The organism is Pseudarthrobacter sp. NIBRBAC000502771, assembly GCF_006517215.1.
Classification (GTDB): domain Bacteria; phylum Actinomycetota; class Actinomycetes; order Actinomycetales; family Micrococcaceae; genus Arthrobacter; species Arthrobacter niigatensis.
The window spans coordinates 838,179-856,205 of the sequence record NZ_CP041187.1 but is presented as its reverse complement, the minus strand read 5'-3'; the positions used below and the strand labels follow the sequence as shown (position 1 = coordinate 856,205).

General features: G+C 67.5%; 15 protein-coding genes. 9 read left to right on the top strand and 6 right to left on the bottom strand.

Features of this window, described 5'->3' with window-relative positions; all coding sequences use genetic code 11:
- Positions 1-182 precede the first annotated feature (182 nt).
- Together NIBR502771_RS04065 and NIBR502771_RS04060 are read left to right on the top strand one after the other, a co-directional pair.
- Positions 183-1,070, top strand: a complete 888-nt coding sequence (locus NIBR502771_RS04065) for an HAD family hydrolase (RefSeq protein ID WP_141158602.1) — start codon at positions 183-185, stop codon at positions 1,068-1,070.
- 61 nt (positions 1,071-1,131) lie between these two features.
- Complete coding sequence (locus NIBR502771_RS04060) at positions 1,132-1,716, top strand: histidine phosphatase family protein (RefSeq protein WP_141158601.1); 585 nt, start codon at positions 1,132-1,134, stop codon at positions 1,714-1,716.
- A gap of 44 nt (positions 1,717-1,760) precedes the next feature.
- On the opposite strand, the gene NIBR502771_RS04055 is transcribed toward NIBR502771_RS04060, so the two are convergent.
- Together NIBR502771_RS04055 and NIBR502771_RS04050 are read right to left on the bottom strand one after the other, a co-directional pair.
- A complete protein-coding gene (locus NIBR502771_RS04055) occupies positions 1,761-2,381 on the bottom strand; it encodes a MarR family transcriptional regulator (protein WP_141158600.1) in 621 nt (206 codons plus the stop codon).
- A gap of 152 nt (positions 2,382-2,533) precedes the next feature.
- Positions 2,534-4,762 (bottom strand): catalase, encoded by a 2,229-nt coding sequence (locus NIBR502771_RS04050; protein WP_141158599.1) that lies wholly within the window; start codon positions 4,760-4,762, stop codon positions 2,534-2,536.
- Positions 4,763-4,949: 187 nt separating this feature from the next.
- On the opposite strand from NIBR502771_RS04050, the gene NIBR502771_RS04045 reads away from it, so the two are divergent.
- Positions 4,950-7,388 (top strand): phosphoketolase, encoded by a 2,439-nt coding sequence (locus NIBR502771_RS04045; RefSeq protein WP_141158598.1) that lies wholly within the window; start codon positions 4,950-4,952, stop codon positions 7,386-7,388.
- Between the two features lie 4 nt (positions 7,389-7,392).
- On the opposite strand, the gene NIBR502771_RS04040 is transcribed toward NIBR502771_RS04045, so the two are convergent.
- The 3 genes from NIBR502771_RS04040 to NIBR502771_RS04030 form a co-directional block, all read right to left on the bottom strand.
- Complete coding sequence (locus NIBR502771_RS04040; RefSeq protein WP_141158597.1) at positions 7,393-8,145, bottom strand: DUF429 domain-containing protein; 753 nt, start codon at positions 8,143-8,145, stop codon at positions 7,393-7,395.
- Positions 8,146-8,151: 6 nt separating this feature from the next.
- Entirely contained in the window at positions 8,152-9,495 is a 1,344-nt protein-coding gene (locus tag NIBR502771_RS04035) for a carboxylesterase family protein (RefSeq protein WP_141158596.1), read from the bottom strand.
- A 113-nt stretch (positions 9,496-9,608) separates the two neighbouring features.
- Positions 9,609-10,097 (bottom strand): inorganic diphosphatase, encoded by a 489-nt coding sequence (locus tag NIBR502771_RS04030; protein ID WP_018762663.1) that lies wholly within the window; start codon positions 10,095-10,097, stop codon positions 9,609-9,611.
- Positions 10,098-10,253: 156 nt separating this feature from the next.
- Here NIBR502771_RS04030 and NIBR502771_RS04025 point away from each other — a divergent pair, with 156 nt between their 5' ends.
- Positions 10,254-11,750, top strand: coding sequence for a D-alanyl-D-alanine carboxypeptidase/D-alanyl-D-alanine-endopeptidase (locus NIBR502771_RS04025; protein WP_210411321.1), 1,497 nt, complete (start codon positions 10,254-10,256; stop codon positions 11,748-11,750).
- 7 nt (positions 11,751-11,757) lie between these two features.
- On the opposite strand, the gene NIBR502771_RS04020 is transcribed toward NIBR502771_RS04025, so the two are convergent.
- Positions 11,758-11,961 (bottom strand): hypothetical protein, encoded by a 204-nt coding sequence (locus NIBR502771_RS04020; protein ID WP_141158595.1) that lies wholly within the window; start codon positions 11,959-11,961, stop codon positions 11,758-11,760.
- 173 nt (positions 11,962-12,134) lie between these two features.
- On the opposite strand from NIBR502771_RS04020, the gene NIBR502771_RS04015 reads away from it, so the two are divergent.
- The 5 genes from NIBR502771_RS04015 (at position 12,135) to folE (ending at position 18,020) form a co-directional block, all read left to right on the top strand.
- Positions 12,135-13,316 (top strand): zinc-dependent metalloprotease, encoded by a 1,182-nt coding sequence (locus NIBR502771_RS04015; protein WP_141158594.1) that lies wholly within the window; start codon positions 12,135-12,137, stop codon positions 13,314-13,316.
- A 108-nt stretch (positions 13,317-13,424) separates the two neighbouring features.
- Entirely contained in the window at positions 13,425-14,498 is a 1,074-nt protein-coding gene (tilS, locus tag NIBR502771_RS04010; protein ID WP_210411389.1) for a tRNA lysidine(34) synthetase TilS, read from the top strand.
- A 30-nt stretch (positions 14,499-14,528) separates the two neighbouring features.
- Positions 14,529-15,080: a hypoxanthine phosphoribosyltransferase gene (gene hpt / locus NIBR502771_RS04005; RefSeq protein ID WP_141158593.1), complete on the top strand. Its 552-nt coding sequence runs from the start codon at positions 14,529-14,531 to the stop codon at positions 15,078-15,080.
- Positions 15,081-15,302: 222 nt separating this feature from the next.
- Positions 15,303-17,366 (top strand): ATP-dependent zinc metalloprotease FtsH, encoded by a 2,064-nt coding sequence (gene ftsH / locus NIBR502771_RS04000; protein WP_141158592.1) that lies wholly within the window; start codon positions 15,303-15,305, stop codon positions 17,364-17,366.
- A 9-nt stretch (positions 17,367-17,375) separates the two neighbouring features.
- Positions 17,376-18,020 carry a GTP cyclohydrolase I FolE gene (folE, locus tag NIBR502771_RS03995; protein WP_141158591.1) on the top strand — a complete coding sequence of 215 codons (645 nt, stop codon included), beginning with the start codon at positions 17,376-17,378 and terminating at the stop codon, positions 18,018-18,020.
- Positions 18,021-18,027: the final 7 nt, after the last annotated feature.

Genomic DNA, 18,027 nt, shown 5'->3' with positions numbered 1-18,027 from the left:
GATCGGCACTTTAGCGGATCGGCACTTCAATTGTTCCGATCCGCGAACAAGCCTGGGATTTGCCCGCGCTTGTCCATGTACGGCCTCCCGCAAATGTGGAAATCCGCCGTGTTAACCAACAGTTCAATAAACCTGTGGTCCGCGTCCTAGCGCGTGTCAGTTACGTCTGCTTCACTGTGTGAATGACAACGCTGACTGAAACCTCAGTCGCCGGCAACGATGACCGGCGAGACAACCTTCGAGACTACAACCGCAACAGCATCGGCTTCCCCGCGGTGGACCAGAAGTTCATGGTCGCCCTGGACGTGGACGGCACGCTGGTGAACCACGACGGCCACATGTCCGCTGGCGTACGGGAAGCTGCGCAGGCCGTGGTGGCCGCCGGGCACGAGGTTATGATCGCCACCGGCCGCTCCCTGAACGCCACACTTCCCATCATCGAAAAGATCGGCATCGAGCACGGGTACGCCGTGTGCTGCAACGGCGGGGTGACCCTCCGGCTGCACCCCGAACTGGAAAACGGCTACGAGGTGATCCACAAGGCCACGTTTGATCCGGGACCGGCCCTGCGTGCCCTCCGCAAACGTCTTCCGTCCGCCAAGTACGCGCTTGAGGACGCCGACGGAAGGTTCCTCTCCACCGAGCGGTTCCAGGATGCCAGCTTCGGCGTCGAGGCGGTGGGGGTTGACTTCCAGACCATGCTGGAGGCTACTGCCGTCCGCGTGGTGGTGTTCAGCACCGAGAACACGCCCGAAGAGTTCAACGAGGCCATCAACCACGTGGGCCTGGCGGGCGTGACCTATTCGGTGGGCTGGACCGCGTGGCTGGACATCGCCGCCGCGGGCGTCACCAAGGCCAGCGCCCTGGAAAACCTCAGGCTCCGGCTTGGCTTTGAAGAGCACCTGACGGTTGCTGTGGGCGACGGCCGGAACGACATCGAAATGCTCACGTGGGCCGGCCGCGGCGTCGCCATGGGGCAGGCTCCGGCGGAAGTGGTCGCTGCGGCGGACGAAGTCACGCACTCAGTGCACGACGACGGCGCCGCCCATGTGCTGCGCAGCCTCCTCTAGGCAGGACCCGGCAGCAAGGAGGAATTCAGGGCACGCCGCCAGTCCAAGGCAGAATAGGGATATGACCCTTACGACGTTCGCCCTCGTCCGCCATGGCCAGACCGACTGGAACGCCGAGCGCCGGCTGCAGGGATCAACCGACATCCCCCTGAACGACGTCGGACGCGGCCAGGCGCGGGACGCCGTCGCCATCCTTGCACCGTATGAATGGGACGCCATCGTCTCCTCGCCGCTGAGCCGGGCCGCGGAGACCGCGGACCTGATCGCCGAAGGGCTCGGGCTGACGGTGGCTAGGCGGGTCCCGGAGCTCACCGAGCGCAGCTTCGGCCCGGCCGAGGGGATGCAGGCCGGCCCCGAGCTGGAAGCGCTGCGTATTCCCGGCGGATTCAAAGGCGCGGAGAGTGAAGACGAAGCCGCGGACCGCGGCCTCGCAGCCTTGGAAGCCCTGGCGGATGATTACCGCGGCCAGCGGGTCCTGGTGGTCACCCACGGCACCCTGCTGCGGGTCAGCCTCAGCCGTGCCATCGGCCAGGCCCTGGGCAGTGTGGACAACGCCGCCCTCAACCTGGCGCACCACCACGCGGTCGACGGCTGGAAGCTGGAATACTTCAACGGCGAGCCGGTCCTGGCAGCAACGGGCAGCTAAGGGGCACGGAAGCCCCGGCAGTCATTACGACGGCGGGACGCGGCTCAAGTGGTCAACCCGCCGGCGGTCATGCCCGTTAGGACCAGCGCCAGCAAACGGGCAGCTGCGGGCCGGGCGGCATGTTCTTCGTTCCACTGCGCCCGCGCGACGGCTTTGCTGACCGCCTGGGTGGTGATCCCGAGTTCCTGCGCCACGGCCTTCTGCTGGCCGCGGACTCCCGGGGTCAGCAGGTCCAGCACCCGCCATTCCGCGCCGGACCGCTCCCGCACGATATGGCCGAGCAGCCGCAGGATCGCTTCGGCGTCATGGGCAACATCCGCCAGCGGACCCTCCACGGCAACCGGCACCCGCTCCTTGCTGCTGCGGAGCCGGTCCACCGCCCGGCGGGCATAGACCAGACCGTGGCCGGAGGCGTCCTTGATCTGGTTGGGCAATGGCTCGTTTACGGTCCCTGCGCCGATTCCCACGTACCAATACCCGCTCCGCAAGGCGATCAGCGCGGCCTCCACGGCCTGGTGCGGGCAGTCGACAATGCCCTGGACTTCGTCTTCCACTGACCGGTCGAAATCCAGGCGCGCGGGGATGTGCCGCAGCGCCTTTAGCAGCTGCGGCACCTGGTCGCCGTCGCGCCGGCTGTCCGTCTGGTTGATGGTGAGGGTGAACATTCTGGGTCCACACTACCCGGAAGTAGTAATTGCGAAACGGGAGGTTTCGCGCCCGTACCGCCTGCCGGGCCCCGGCCATGCGCACGGCTGGGGGCCCGCATCGGGTGGATGCGGGGCCCCAGCGGCGGACCTGAAGGCTGGAGAGGCCGCGGTCAGTTTTCCCGTTTCGCAGCGTCGCTGGCCGGGAAGCGGTCCCAAGCGCGGTGCGCGGCAATGAGCGACGAAAGTTCGGCGGTCACCGAGTCCGCATCGCTGCCTCCCACCACACCTACGGCCCCCTCCGGGATGCCGGCCTCTTCCAGGACGGCCGAACCGGAACCCCAGGCGGCGATCGCCTTGGAATGGCGGTAGGCCTCGGACAGCATCAGTGCGGCGCGCGGATCCAGCCCGTTGACAGGTTGCCCGGCCTTCGCGTCGCGCCCCGCGGACGCATCGGGCGCGGGCTGCTTGCCTCCGGCCACTATCAGCGCGTCAAACTCCGTGGACCGTGCCGTGAGGAAGGTCCGCTGCACTGTCACCGACAGCCCGTTGGAGGAAAGCGTGCCCCCGGTTGGTGCGATGACCAGCGGCACCATGCTTTCGCCGTCGAGCGCCTTGCGGGCCGCCTCCACCTCCAAAAGGTCGCCGGAGGAATCGGCAATAATGCCCACCACGCGCCCGGCAACCGGCCAGTTTTCGCCCACCTGGGACACGGAAGGGCTGGGATCCCGGTCCGGAACCTGCTCGGTGGCCTCCGGAGCGGGCATGCCCAAGCCTGCGGCGACCGCGGCGCACAGCCCGGCGTCAATATTGGCCAAGGCCTTGAGCTGGCGTTCCCGGACGGCAGTTTCGTAGCACTTGCCCAGCTCAAACGTGTACGCCTGGATCACATGGTCTTGCTCCACGGCACTCAAGCTGCGGAAGAACAGCCGGGCCTGGCTGTAGTGGTCATCAAAGGATGCAGGATTGTGCCGTTCTTTGATTGACTCCGCAACCGCCTCGGGCACGTCCACGAATGCCCCCATGTCCTGCCCCGCCAGGAACGGGCAGCCGCCGTCCAGCGAATTGGGCCGGTAGGGCGCAGCACCTCCATGGACCGCCGTCTGGTGCATGCCGTCGCGGAGCATGTCGTTGACCGGAGCGTGCGGCCGGTTGATGGGGATCTGCGCGAAGTTGGGCCCGCCCAGGCGGGAAATCTGGGTGTCCAGATAGGAGAACAGGCGCACCTGCAGCAGGGGGTCGTTGGTGACGTCGATGCCCGGAACCAGGTGCCCTGGGTGGAAGGCCACCTGCTCGGTCTCAGCGAAGTAGTTGGTGGGGTTCGCGTTGAGGGTCATGAGACCAACGGGCTGCACCGGGGCCAGCTCCTCGGGGACGAACTTGGTGGGATCCAGCAGGTCGATGCCCTGGAACATCTGGTCCTCCGTGTCCGGGAACGTCTGGATTCCCAGTTCCCATTCCGGGTAGGCGCCGGCCTCAATGGCGTCCGCCAAATCGCGCCGGTGGAAGTCCGGATCCATGCCGTTGATGATCTGGGCCTCCTCCCAGACCAGCGAGTGCACGCCCTGCTTGGGCTTCCAGTGGAACTTGACCAGGGTAGTGTCGCCGGCGGCGTTGATGAGCCGGAACGTGTGGACGCCGAAGCCTTCCATGGTCCGGTATGACCTCGGGATGCCGCGGTCCGACATGTTCCACATGGTGTGCGCCTGCGCCTCGGTGTGCAGCGAGACGAAGTCCCAGAACGTGTCGTGGGCGCTCTGGGCTTGGGGGATTTCGCGGTCCGGGTGGGGCTTGGCGGCGTGCACCGCATCCGGGAACTTTAGGCCGTCCTGGATGAAGAACACTGGAATGTTGTTTCCCACGAGGTCGTAGGTGCCCTCGTCGGTGTAGAACTTTGTCGAAAACCCGCGGGTGTCCCGCACTGCGTCCGCGGACCCGCGGGAGCCCAGAACGGTGGAGAAACGCACAAACACGGGCGTTTCGACGTCCGCGGCCAGGAAACCGGCGCGCGTGACCTTCGAGGCCGTCCCGTAGGACCGGAACACCCCGTGCGCTCCGGCGCCGCGTGCGTGGACAACGCGCTCCGGGATCCGCTCGTGGTCAAAGTGGGTGATCTTTTCGCGCAGGTGGTGGTCCTGCAGCAGGATGGGGCCCCGCGCGCCGGCCTTCAGGGAATGGTCCGTATCCTGCAGCCGCAGGCCCTGGGCCGTGGTCAGGTACTGGCCGGACTGGGCGCGGGCGGTGGCCGGTGCGCCGGTAGGGCTGCCGGTGGGGGACACCGCCTCGGGGCCGCGCTGGTCCGGCTTTGGCGGCAGCGGCTCCCGCGGGCTGGTGGGCTCCTCGAGGGCAGGCGGTTCGCTGGACGGAACCCCGGGAATTACAACGTCGTCTTCGGCTGGCATGTCTCGATCTCCCCACAATTGATGTTCCCAGCTTCCGCCGCAGCGAAAACTAAGCTTGCTTAGTACCCTACAGGGGGCCCATGTCCCCAAGGCAAGGTCCGACGGCGGGGGGTTGCCTCGCTGCCCCTCCATCTGTTGCGATGGGGAAACGGCCGCCTGCAGCGGCACTCCCGAGGTGAGGATGGTTATGGCCGGCAGGACTGGGCACCATGGAATGCAGGACACGATGCGGGAGGACGACGTGCGGCAGGAAGGCATCGGGCAGGGGGAACTGGAACTCGTGGACCGCTGGTGGCGTGCCGCTAACTACCTTTCGGTGGGCCAGATCTACCTCCGCTCCAACCCGCTGCTGCGTGAGCCGCTGCAGGCTGAGGACACCAAGTCACGCCTGCTGGGGCACTGGGGCACCACGCCCGGGCTCAACTTCATCTACGCGCACCTGAACCGCGTGATCCGCCGGGACAACCTTGAGATGCTCTTTGTGGCCGGTCCAGGCCATGGCGGCCCCGCCGTCGTCGCGAACGCCTGGCTGGAGGGCACCTACTCGGAAATCTACGCCCACGTGGGCAACGACGAGGCCGGCATCGCCGAACTGTTCCGGCAGTTCTCCTACCCCGGCGGCATTCCCAGCCACGCGGCCCCCGAAAGCCCCGGTTCCATCAGCGAGGGCGGTGAGCTCGGGTACTCCCTGGCGCACGCCTACGGATCCGTGTTTGATAATCCCCAGCTGGTGACCGCCGTCGTCATCGGTGACGGCGAGGCGGAGACCGGTCCGCTGGCCGCCAGCTGGCACTCGCACAACTTCCTGGACCCCGCCGCGGACGGCGCCGTGCTGCCCATCCTGCACCTGAACGGCTACAAGATCGCCAACCCCACCATCCTGGCCCGGATGCCGGAGGACCAGCTGGAGCAGCTGCTGCGTGGCTACGGCCACCAGCCCTACTTCGTCACCGTGCAGGATCCGGACAACACCGAGCAGGCGCACCGCGACTTCGCCGCCGTGCTGGACCGCTGCCTGGGGGAAATCAAGGCCATCCAGGATGCCCACCGGCAGGATCCGGAGGCTGAGAAGGTGGGGGAAGGCGGGCACCGCTGGCCCATGATCGTCCTGCGCTCGCCCAAGGGCTGGACCGGCCCGCGCACCGTGGACGGGCTCCAGGTGGAAGGGACGTGGCGGGCGCACCAGGTGCCCCTGTCCGAGGTCCGCACCAACGGGGATCACCTGAAGCAGCTGGAGGAGTGGCTGCAGTCCTACCGTGCGGACGAACTGTTCGACGCCGAGGGAAGGCTTCGGCCCGACGTCGCCCGGGGCGCGCCCGCCGGTGACTTCCGCATGAGTGCCACGCCGCACGCCAACGGCGGACTGCTCCGGCGCGCACTGAAACTGCCCGCGTACCAGGACCACGCCGTCGAGGTCCCGAACCCGGGCACGGACCGCGTGAGCCCCATGATCACGCTCGGGTCCTGGATGCGGGACGTCATCGCGCAGAACATGGATAACTTCCGCCTGTTCGGTCCGGATGAGACGGCGTCCAACCGGCTTCAGAACGTCTACGAGGTCACCGACAAGGTGTGGCAGTACCGGATTGACGACGTCGACGAGCACCTGGCCCGGTCCGGCCGGGTGATGGAGGTGCTGAGCGAGCACCTGTGCCAGGGCTGGCTGGAGGGCTACCTCCTCACGGGCCGCCATGGGGTGTTCAACTGCTACGAGGCCTTCGTCCACATTGTCGATTCGATGTTCAACCAGCATGCCAAGTGGCTCAAGGTGCACCGCAAACTCCAGTGGCGCCAGCCGGTCCCGTCTCTGAACTACCTGCTGTCCTCGCATGTGTGGCAGCAGGACCACAATGGGTTCTCCCACCAGGACCCTGGGTTCATCGACCACGCGGTGAACAAGAAAGCCGAAGTCATCCGGGTGTACCTGCCGCCGGACGCCAACACCCTGCTGTCCGTCATGGAGCACTGCCTGGCGTCCACGGACTACGTGAACATCGTGGTCAGCGGCAAACAGCCCTCGCCCACGTGGCTGGGCCCGGCAGATGCCGCCAACCACTGCCGGCGCGGCCTGGGGATCTGGACGTTTGCCGGCTCCGAAGTACCCGGCGAGGAGCCCGACGTCGTGCTGGCCTGCGCTGGCGACGTCCCGACGGTGGAGACGGTGGCGGCCGCCGAACTGCTCCGCGAAGGCGCCCCCGGGCTTAAAGTCCGCGTGGTGAACGTGGTGGACCTGATGCGGCTGCAGGACGACAGCGAGCATCCGCACGGCCTGCCGGCCCACGATTTCGACGGGATCTTCACCCCTGACAAGCCGGTCATCTTCGCCTACCACGGCTACCCGGCGCTGATCCACCGGCTGGCGTACCGGCGCACCAACCAGCAGGGCCTGCACGTGCACGGCTACAAGGAAGAGGGGACCACCACCACCCCGTTCGACATGGCCATGCTTAACGGGATCGACCGCTTCACCCTGGCCATCGACGCGATCGACCGGGTGCCGGGCCTCGCCGGCACGCACGCGCTCCTGCGCCAGGACCTGCAGGACCGGCGGAACCGCGCCCGGGAGCATACCAGGACCCACGGCGAGGACCCGGAGGAGATCCGCAACTGGAAGCTGGGCGGCTGAGCTCCTAGCCCGGGAGCACGTCCAGGCCGCAGGAGGGCAAATGGATCCAGCCCTCGCTGCGGGCGGCTGCAGCGTGGGCATCATCGGGCAGGAGCGTTCGACGGCGGGCGGCGGCCCGGGCGGTCAGCGAGGCGATGACGGCGTCGAAGAGGTCGTCCGAAGCGGTGATCCGGTCCCGGTGCCCGCTGAGGTCCAGCCAGGGGGCCTGCTCCTCGAGGGCCGCCAGCAGGATGCCCAGGCGTTCGGCTTCGGGGACGCCGCGGCCCTTGTAACCCCGGCCGTTGAGGCCCCAGATTTTCAGTGACGCCGCCGGGTACACCTCGGCAAGCCGCCCCGACCCGTCCCGGAGCTGTGGGCCATGTACCGCCGCGATCTTTGCCTGGATCACTGCGCAGCGCATTGCAGGGTGGGCCAGCCGGTCAGCCGAAACGCTCAGCGGAATCAGGCCGGTTTGGGCGGTGCAGAACCGGTCCGTGTCCCGGTACGCAAGCACCCGCCGGCCCGCAATGCCGTCATGCGCCAGGACGGGTCCGGCGTCGAAGTTGAGGTGGCCGGTGAGGAACGGGACCAGGGCGTCCGGCCAGCCCACGGGGCAGTCGACGCCGGTCATGTCGCAGCTGCCGAATAAGTCCACGATCTCCTGGTCGTCCACGTCCAGCGACAGGTGTGCCAGCCGGGCCCGGTCATCGCTCCACTCGATGACGGCCACCGCGGTTTTCTTGGTGGCCGCCGCCAGGTCCACGCCGAGGGTCCTCAAGGGCTGTCACACCCGCCGATAATGCAGGGCGTGGTCGACTCCGCCGGCCTCGCCCAGGTCATCGCCCCGCGCGAAACCGGCCCACAATGACCTCACCGCCCTGCCGGTCGCGTCCACATCCTCCCAGCGGGCGCCGGCGATCAGGCCCACGCCGTCCCAGGTTTCCCGGTTGCCCAGGAGCAGCGGCAGGTCGATCGTGTGGGCGGCGCCGAAGATGTTCCCGGGGGCGTGCCAGTCCATGACGTACCGGTGGACCCGCCCGCCCGCCTTGGCATGCCGGCGCGCGAACCTGCGGGTGGCCCGGCCGTACACGGTTTCGGTCACCACCCAGTCGATGGCGCGCACGGCGGCCTTGCCCACAAACGGAACCTTGGCCAGGCGCATCAGGCGCGGGCTGCGGGGAAGGAACAGCCGGGCCTCCTCTGAGGTGTGGCCGATCAGCACGTCGATGGCCGGGGCGGTCCGGTTCCAGGCAGCCTCGATGCCGGACTCCCCGGGGAGCGGATCGTGGCCGTACTGGGTGCCAAACGGCATGGCAGCCAACATCCCGAACTTTCGGGCCACCTGGGTCACCTGTGCTTCGAGGGCCACCACGTCCATGGCAGGGGTTTGGTCCGTGACGCCGTCCGAGGCGATGCCCATGGCGTGGTTCATCTTCGCCCGGCCGCGGGTGATGCCCAGTGGGGCGCTTTGGATGATGGCACGCCGGAAAAGGTTTGGAGCCTCGGGGGTGGCCATCAGGTGGGCGATCGCGTCCCCGCCGGCGGACTGCCCGAACGCGGTGACCCGGCCTGGATCACCCCCGAAAGCGGCGATGTTCCGCTGCACCCACCGGAGGGCCTCGAGTTGGTCCAGGAGCCCCAGGTTGCCGGGCCGTCCTGCAGGTGTGGCCAGGAAGCCGAACAGTCCAAGCCGGTACGTCACCGAGACCACGATGATCCGGTTCTCGGCCACCAGCCGTGCGGCGTCGAAGATGGCAAGGTCCCCGGAGCCCGTGGTGTAGGAGCCGCCGTGGATCCACACCATGACGGGCAGCTTCTCATCCGGTGCCAGGTCACCGGGCAGGGTGATGGAAAGGTTCTGGCAGTCCTCGCTGCCCGGGAGCTCGCCGTACTTCGTGCCCAGGACGTCGTCCAGGAACGGCACTGGCGCCTGTGGGCAAGCGGGAGCGGGAGACGTGGCGGCATATTCGCTGGTCCAGTCCGGTACCGGTACCGGGGCCTGGAAACGTGGGGCACGGGCGTAGGGGATGCCGGAGGCGCGCACAACCTCGCCGTCGCACCAACCGCTGACGGGCCCGCACGGGGGATGGAACAGAAGCTGGGACGTCACGGCTGGCTCGGAATTCACAGCCCCACCATGCCACAACTTCCTGGAGCAACGACGGCGGGTGCCCGGCTTCGAAAAGCCGGGCACCCGCCGTCGGACCCTAAGGGAGTTGCCGGGCAAGCCCAGCCTGGGGACTAGTGTCCGGTGGGGACGTAGCGCTTGATGGAGGCTTCCAGCTCGGCTTCGGCGGCGGCGCGGTCGCCCCAGCCTTCGGCCTTGACCCACTTGCCCGGTTCCAGGTCCTTGTAGCGGGTGAAGAAGTGCTCGATCTCCTTGATCAGGAACTCGTTGACGTCGCTGACTTCCTGGATGTGGTCGAAGCGGGCGTCTACGGGCACGCACAGGATCTTGGCGTCTCCGCCGCCGTCATCGGTCATGTTGAACACGCCGATGGGGCGGGATTCGACGATGACGCCGGGGTGCAGGTCGAAGTCCTGCAGGAGCACCAGTGCGTCCAGCGGGTCGCCGTCCTCGCCGAGGGTGTTTTCGAAGTACCCGTAGTGCGTGGGGTACTGCATGGAGGTGAAGAGGACGCGGTCCAGGCGGACTCGGCCGGTCTCGTGGTCAACTTCGTACTTGACGCGTGATCCCTTGGGGATCTCGATGGTCACGTCGTGCTTCATGGGAATGCTCCTCGGCAATTGCAGGGGGTGCGCGGCACACAGGACGGGCCCATCAAAAAGCGTGTCGGTGCCGCCGACTACAATTGAGGATATAGCGAGAGGCCCTGGAATCAGGAACTTGTGGGGAAATTTCAGGACTTGAGGACCGGCACCAGCATGACCACACCAACCGGCGGGGAACGTTTGCGGGACCGGCGTTCCCAACGCTCCGGCAGCATGGCCCGGGAGGCAAGGAAGCCTTGGCACCTGGTCCTGGCCGCCCTGGTGCTGATCGCGCTAGCCATCCCCGCGGCCCTGCTGGTGGCCCCCGGCTTCCGCGGACCCGAGGCCCCGGCGCCCGCCGTCTCTGCGCCCGCCTGGCAGCAGGCTCCCGCCACGCTGTCCGTCCCACAGGTGCTGGCACCCCTCCAGCCTTCGGCGCCGGTGCCCGCACTGCCTGCCGTGGCGGCGCAGGTGGAACCGGTATTGACGGCCGACGGCGGGGGTACTTTCACGGGCATGGTGCAGGATGCGCTCACGGGCCAGGTCCTCTTTGACCGGGGCGGCTCGGAAAGCCGGGTGCCGGCGTCGAACCTCAAGCTGCTGACTGCCGTGGCCGCGCTTCGCACGTTGGGACCGGACCACCGGTTCACCACGAAGGTGGTGCGGGGCCCAGCTCCCGGGCAGGTGGTCCTGGTGGGCGGCGGGGACGTCCTCCTGGGGGCAGGGGAATCGCAGCCCGGACAGACCCTGGGCCACGCCGGCCTGGCCACGCTTGCCGCACTGACAGTGCAGTACCTGCAGGCCACGGGCACCACTGGCGAGATCAAGGTACTGGTGGACGACTCCCTCTTCACCGGCCCGGCGCTGAATCCCAACTGGTTGTCCGGCGACGTGGAAGCCGGCGAAATCGCGCCGCTCTACCCGCTGGCCCTCAACTCCGCGCGCTTCGACCCCGCCGTCACCACCGGTCCGCGGCCCCAGGACGCTGCGATGTCCGCAGCGCAGGAATTCGCGGCCCGGCTCCGGGCCGCCGGTGCCGGGGCGGCACTGACCGTGGCGGCCGGCGTCGACCGTTCACCCGGCGCGGCCAGTTCCGGGGCTGCTGTCCTGGCCGGTGTCGACTCGGCCACCGTGGCGGAGCAGGTGGACCTGATGCTGCAGGTCTCGGACAACTACCTGGCCGAGACCATGGGCCGGATGGCGGCCGTGGCCACGGGCCGGCCCGGCAGCAATGACGGCGCCACGGCCGCAGTCACCGCCGAACTGGCGGCAGCGGCGGTCACCCCGGACGCCGTAAAACTGGTGGATGTGTGCGGGCTGGCCATGGGCAACCAGGTCACGGCCCGCCAGTTCACGGACGTGGTGCGCGCGATGACCGCCGGCACTGATACCAGGCTTCGCTCTGCCCTGGACGGGTTCCCGGTCGGCGGCCTGTCGGGGACCTTGGACACCCGCTATGGGGACTCCACCACCTCCGGGGGTGCCGGGCTGGTCCACGCCAAGACCGGGACCCTGAACACCGTGCTGGCGCTCAGCGGTTACGTGGTTGACGCAGACGGCCGGCTCCTGGTGTTCTCCTTCATCGGCAACGGACTGACGCCCGGAGCTGCCGGCAACAAAGTGGCGCTGGACCGGGCAGCCACCGCCCTGGCAGGCTGCGGCTGCCGCTAGGGGTTGCCTACTCCGTGGGGCGCTGCGTTGCGGGGGTGGTTCCGGGCTGTGCTGTCTCCGTGGCTGACGCGGCGGCGGGCGCCGGCCCTGCAGCCATGGCGGACGGTGCGGTGGTGCCAAGCAGTGAGGCCATGACGACGGCGGCCAGCACCGACTTCCAGCCCTTGCGGGGACCGACGGTCAGGGGAGCGATGGGACGGTAGGGGATCACGGTGTCCTCCTGCGGGGTAGGGCCGCTCCGGTGCGGGCGGGATGTTTTCGTGGTTCCCACTTTGCGGGTCCGGACTGGGACAGCGCTTTCGCCTCCCTGTGCGGGGGCTGTGGAAGTTTCGCCGGTCAGCGAACTTAAGGACGTTGTCCGGTGCGCTGTGTTCTGATGGGACCATGGAGTCCACTGCACGCGAGTCCGCACCGGCGTTGTCCCCGGCAACCCAGTCCAACCAGGCAGCCCAGCCCAACCAGTCAGGCCAGTCCAACCCGGCGCAGGCCCTGATCAACTGGGACCTCGCTGCCTCTGCCGCGGCGCGGTTGGCCCCGGCCGGACCCGTGCTTGACGGAAAAGCCATCGGCGATGCGGTGGACAGCCTGCGCCGGCTCGCGGACGCATCCGTTCCCCATGTCCACGAAATCACCGGGCTGGAAGCCGCGCGGGACCTTCGCGACTCCTCCGTGCTGGTGGTGGACCGGGCGTCCTGGGCCAAAGCCAACACCCAAAGCTTCGCAGTAATGCTCAAGTCCGCCATGCAGAAGATGCTGGACACCCGCCGCGGCAACCTCAGCCCCGCTGCCGCCCAGGTCAGTGGCGCCATTACCGGCAGCCAGTTGGGCGCCGTCCTGGCTTTCCTGTCCAGCAAGGTCCTGGGCCAGTACGATCCCTTTGCGGCCCTGGCCGAGAACTCCACGGCCCCTGCCGCAGGCCGGCTCCTGCTCGTGGCGCCAAACATCATCTCGGTGGAGCGCGAACTCAACGTCGCCCCGGAGGACTTCCGGCTCTGGGTGTGCCTGCACGAACAGACGCACCGGGTGCAGTTCGCGGCAGCGCCGTGGCTGCGCCACCACATGCTGGAGCAAATCGACGAACTCAGCGGGCACCTCCTGGGCAACGTCGACTCCCTCATGGAGCGCGCCTCGGCTGCCGCCCGTTCGCTCAAGGACCGCTCTGCCAGCGGAAACACGCCGGGGCGCGGCGCCATCCTGGACCTGCTGCAGGACCCCGAGGAAAAGGCTGCCATCTCGCACCTCACTGCTGTGATGAGCCTCCTTGAGGGTCACGCGAACGTGGTGATGGATGCCGTGGATGCCAGCATCGTGCCTTCCGTCAAAACCATCCGGCAGCGCTTCAACGACCGCGGCAAGGACCGCGGCGTGATCGAGAAGTTCATCCGCAGCCTCCTGGGCCTGGACGCCAAGATGCGCCAATACTCAGACGGCGCCCGCTTTGTCCGCGCCGTGGTGGACGTGGCCGGCATGGAGGGCTTCAACAAGGTGTGGGACTCGGTGGACCACCTTCCCACCGAACCCGAGATCCACGACGCCAAGCTGTGGCTCGACCGGATGGGCCTCTAGTTGCCCTCAGAGGTACCGGCGGGCGCCCCGGCAGCTGAAGGACAGGGCGCGCGGAGGGGTCGACGACGGCCCGGCAGGTTGGCGCCCGTCGTTGGCACTGCGCGCAAACTGCTGCAGAACGCCCTGGCCGGCGCCGGCTATCCGCGCCACGTCCTTGTAGCCTGCAGCGGCGGACCGGACTCGTTGGCGCTCGCCGCCGTCGCCGCCTACTTCGCCCGCCGCGGCCACGTGGACGGCCACCCGCTGACCGTCGGCGCCGTGGTGGTGGACCACCAGCTGCAGGAGGGGTCCGGCGAGGTCGCCGCCCGTACGGCCGAAGCATTGCAGGACCTGGGCCTGCAGCCGGTGGAAATCCGTACCGTTACGGTGGCCGGTGCCGGAATGGGCCCCGAGGCCGCCGCCCGCGAAGCCCGGCATGCCGCGCTGGAAGCCGCAGCCGGAGGGCAGGGTGCGCAGGCAGTGCTGCTGGGCCACACCCTGGACGACCAGGCCGAGCAAGTACTGTTGGGCCTGGCCCGCGGCTCCGGCACGCGGTCCCTGGCGGGTATGCGGCCGGCCCGTCCCGGGGCCGGAAATGCCGTTCTCCTGCGCCCCTTCCTGGAGCTCCGGCGGGCGGAGACGGAAGAAATCTGCGCAGTGGAGGAGCTGGATCCCTGGCACGATCCCACCAACTCCGACCCCTCCTTTGCCCGGTCGCGGACCCGGGTGGAAGTCCTGCCGCACCTTGAGGAAAAACTTGGTCCCGGCGTCGCCGAATCCCTTGCCCGGACCGCTGCCATCCTGCAGTTGGACGCCGACTACCTCGAGGATGTGGCGGAAAGCACCTATGCCTCCCTGGTGGTGCGTGATGGCAGGGACCTGAGCCTGCCGGAGGAGGAATTGCGCGCGCTGGCGCCTGCCATCAGGTTCCGCGTCATCGCCAAGGCAGCGGCCGACGCCGGCGGGCAGCAGCCCAGCTACCGGCGCCTTTTGGCGGCGGAGGCACTGCTGCGGCGGCAAGGTTCCGCCGGTCCCGTGGAGCTTCCGGGCGGGGTGGCGGTGTACAGGTTGTCGCTCGCGCAGCTGGAGGAATCGAAGGACGCTGCCGCAGCAGGGGCCCCGGACGGTACCGGTTCCGTTCCCCGCGAACCCGCGCGCTGTGGGAAGCTAGTATTCCGGCCTCAAAAACCGCCCGCAAAATAGTCGCACCCCGCATCTACACAGGAGCCATTGGTGGATTCAAACGACGTCCAGGCAGATCTCAAGCACGTTCTCTACACCAAGGAACAGATCCAGCAGCGGATCACCGAACTCGCCGCACAGATCGACAAGGACTACGAGGGACGCGAAATCCTCATTGTTGGGGTCCTCAAGGGTGCCGTCATGGTCATGGCCGACCTGGCCCGGGCGCTGCACAGCCACATCTCCATGGACTGGATGGCCGTGTCCTCCTACGGCTCCGGTACGCAGTCCTCCGGCGTGGTGCGGATCCTCAAGGACCTGGACACGGACCTGATGGGCAAGGACGTACTGATCGTCGAGGACATCATCGACTCCGGCCTGACCCTGTCCTGGCTCAAGACCAACCTGGAATCCCGCGGCACCGCCTCCGTGGAAATCTGCACTGCGTTCCGCAAGCCCACCGCGGCCAAGGTGCAGATCGACGTCAAGTACGTGGGCTACGACATCCCCAACGAGTTCGTGGTGGGCTACGGCCTGGATTACGCGGAAAAGTACCGCAACCTGGACTTCGTGGGCACCCTGGCCCCGCACGTTTACGAGTAGGCGCCGGCCGCGGAAAGCCCCGGCCCGCACCGCCCGGCGCACTCCCTTCCGTGTGCCATGCGGCGGAGCGCCGGGCCGATACGCCCACAGGGAACTTTTGCTTTTCGCTATGCGTGATGTACTCCGGACGGTGTATAGCTAGAAGCTGACGCAGCACCATCACGCGCGCAGACTACTCGCCGTGAAGCACTACCGGAAGGGACGGGGTCAGCCCCCGAACAGATGAAAGCTAAGAACTTCTTCAAAGGCCCGGGCATCTGGATCGTCGTTGTGGTCGGTCTGCTCCTAGTGGCTTTTGCAACGCTCGCCCCCGGCGGTGCGGCCCGGATCGACACGGACAAGGGCCTGGAACTGCTCTCCAGCAACAAGGTGGAGCAGGCCAAGATCTTCGACGGTGAAAACCGCGTTGACCTCACGCTGAAGGACAACCTGCAGGTGGACGGGCAGGACAAAGGCAAGAGCGTCCAGTTCTTCTTCGTGGATGCCCGCGCGCAGGACGTGGTGAAGGCTGTCACCGACGCCAAGCCGGCCCAGGGCTTCACGGACCAGCCGATTGAAAGCAACTGGTTCTCGGGCCTGCTTTCCCTCCTGATCCCCGTGATCCTGCTGGGCGCACTCTTCTGGTTCCTGATGACCCGCATGCAGGGCGGCGGCTCCAAAATCATGCAGTTCGGCAAGTCCAAGGCCAAGATGGTCAGCAAGGACATGCCGCAGGTGACCTTCGCTGACGTTGCAGGTGCGGATGAGGCCGTGGAGGAACTGCAGGAGATCAAGGAATTCCTGCAGGAACCGGCCAAGTTCCAGGCCGTCGGCGCCAAGATCCCCAAGGGCGTGCTGCTGTACGGCCCGCCAGGCACCGGTAAGACCCTGCTGGCCCGCGCCGTTGCAGGTGAGGCCGGCGTACCCTTCTTCTCCATTTCCGGCTCCGACTTCGTGGAAATGTTCGTCGGCGTCGGCGCGTCCCGTGTCCGCGACCTCTTCGAGCAGGCCAAAGCCAATTCGCCGGCCATCATCTTCGTGGATGAGATCGACGCCGTCGGCCGGCACCGCGGCGCCGGCATCGGCGGCGGCAACGACGAACGCGAGCAGACGCTCAACCAGCTCCTGGTGGAGATGGACGGCTTCGACGTCAAGACCAACGTGATCCTGATCGCCGCCACCAACCGGCCCGACGTCCTGGACCCGGCACTGCTGCGCCCCGGCCGCTTCGACCGCCAGGTATCCGTGGAAGCACCGGACCTGATCGGGCGCGACCAGATCCTGCAGGTGCATGCCAAGGGCAAACCGATGGCCCCCGGCGTTGACCTGAAGGCCGTGGCCAAGAAGACGCCCGGCTACACCGGTGCGGACCTGGCCAACGTCCTGAACGAGGCCGCGCTGCTCACGGCCCGCTCCAACGCCAACCTGATTGACGACCGCGCCCTGGACGAGGCCATCGACCGCGTCATGGCCGGCCCGCAGAAGCGCAGCCGCGTCATGAAGGAACACGAGCGTAAGATCACCGCCTACCACGAAGGCGGCCACGCCCTGGTGGCGGCAGCCCTGCGGAACTCGGCGCCGGTCACCAAGATCACCATCCTCCCGCGTGGCCGGGCCTTGGGCTACACCATGGTGGTTCCGGAGAACGACAAGTACTCCATCACCCGGAATGAGCTCCTGGACCAGATGGCCTACGCCATGGGTGGCCGCGTGGCGGAGGAGATCGTCTTCCATGATCCCTCCACCGGCGCTTCCAACGACATCGAAAAGGCCACCGGCACCGCACGCAAGATGGTCACCGAATACGGCATGAGCGAACGCGTGGGCGCTGTCCGCCTGGGCCAGGGCGGCGGTGAGCCGTTCCTGGGCCGCGATGCCGGCCACGAGCGCAACTACTCGGACCAGATCGCCTACGTCGTGGACGAGGAAGTGCGCCGCCTGATCGAGCAGGCACATGATGAGGCCTACGAAATCCTCACCGAGAACCGGGACATCCTGGACTTCCTCGCCCTGGAGCTGCTGGAGCGGGAAACCCTCAACCAGGCCGAGATTGCCGACATCTTCCGTGACGTCCGCAAGCGCGACTTCCGCGAAGTGTGGCTGTCCAAGGAGACCCGGCCGGTCCAGCAGGCCGGCCCCGTGGAAAGCCGCCAGGAGCGGGCTGAGCGCGAAGCGCAGGAGGAAGCCAAGAAGGCCCGGATGGATGAGCCGCTGGACGCCCAGCCGCCGCATTCGCAGGGCGTTCCAGAGGATGCTCCGTTTCATGGAGGAACCCCCGACTCGGGGCCTGACACCCTTCGCGGCTAAGCTTTCCCTGTGACTTCCTTCGACGACGACGACGTTTCCGCCTCCGCCGCCTACCCGGCGGAGGCCGGTTCCCACCACTCCAAGAGCGAAAAGGTGGACCGGCCACGGATTGAAGCGGCCGTCCGTGAGATCCTCCTTGCCATCGGCGAGGACCCGGACCGCGGCGGCCTGGTGGACACCCCCAAAAGGGTTGCAAAAGCCTATGCGGAGGTGTTTGCCGGGCTGCACCATGATCCGGCGGACGTCCTGTCCACCACCTTCGACCTGGACCATGAGGAATTGGTCCTGGTGAAGGACATCCCGTTCTACTCCACGTGTGAGCACCACCTGGTGCCGTTCCACGGGGTTGCCCACGTTGGGTACATTCCCTCGCATGACGGCAAGGTGACCGGACTGAGCAAGCTGGCCCGGCTGGTGGACATCTACGCCCGCCGCCCGCAAGTGCAGGAACGGCTGACCACCGAAATCGTCGAGGCGATGGTGCAGTACCTCAAACCCCGCGGTGCCATCGTCGTCGTCGAATGCGAACACATGTGCATGTCCATGCGCGGCATCCGCAAGCCCGGAGCGAAGACCGTCACCAGTGCGGTCCGCGGGCAGCTTCATGATCCGGCCACCCGTGCCGAAGCCATGAGCCTCATCCTCGGAAGGTAACCACAGA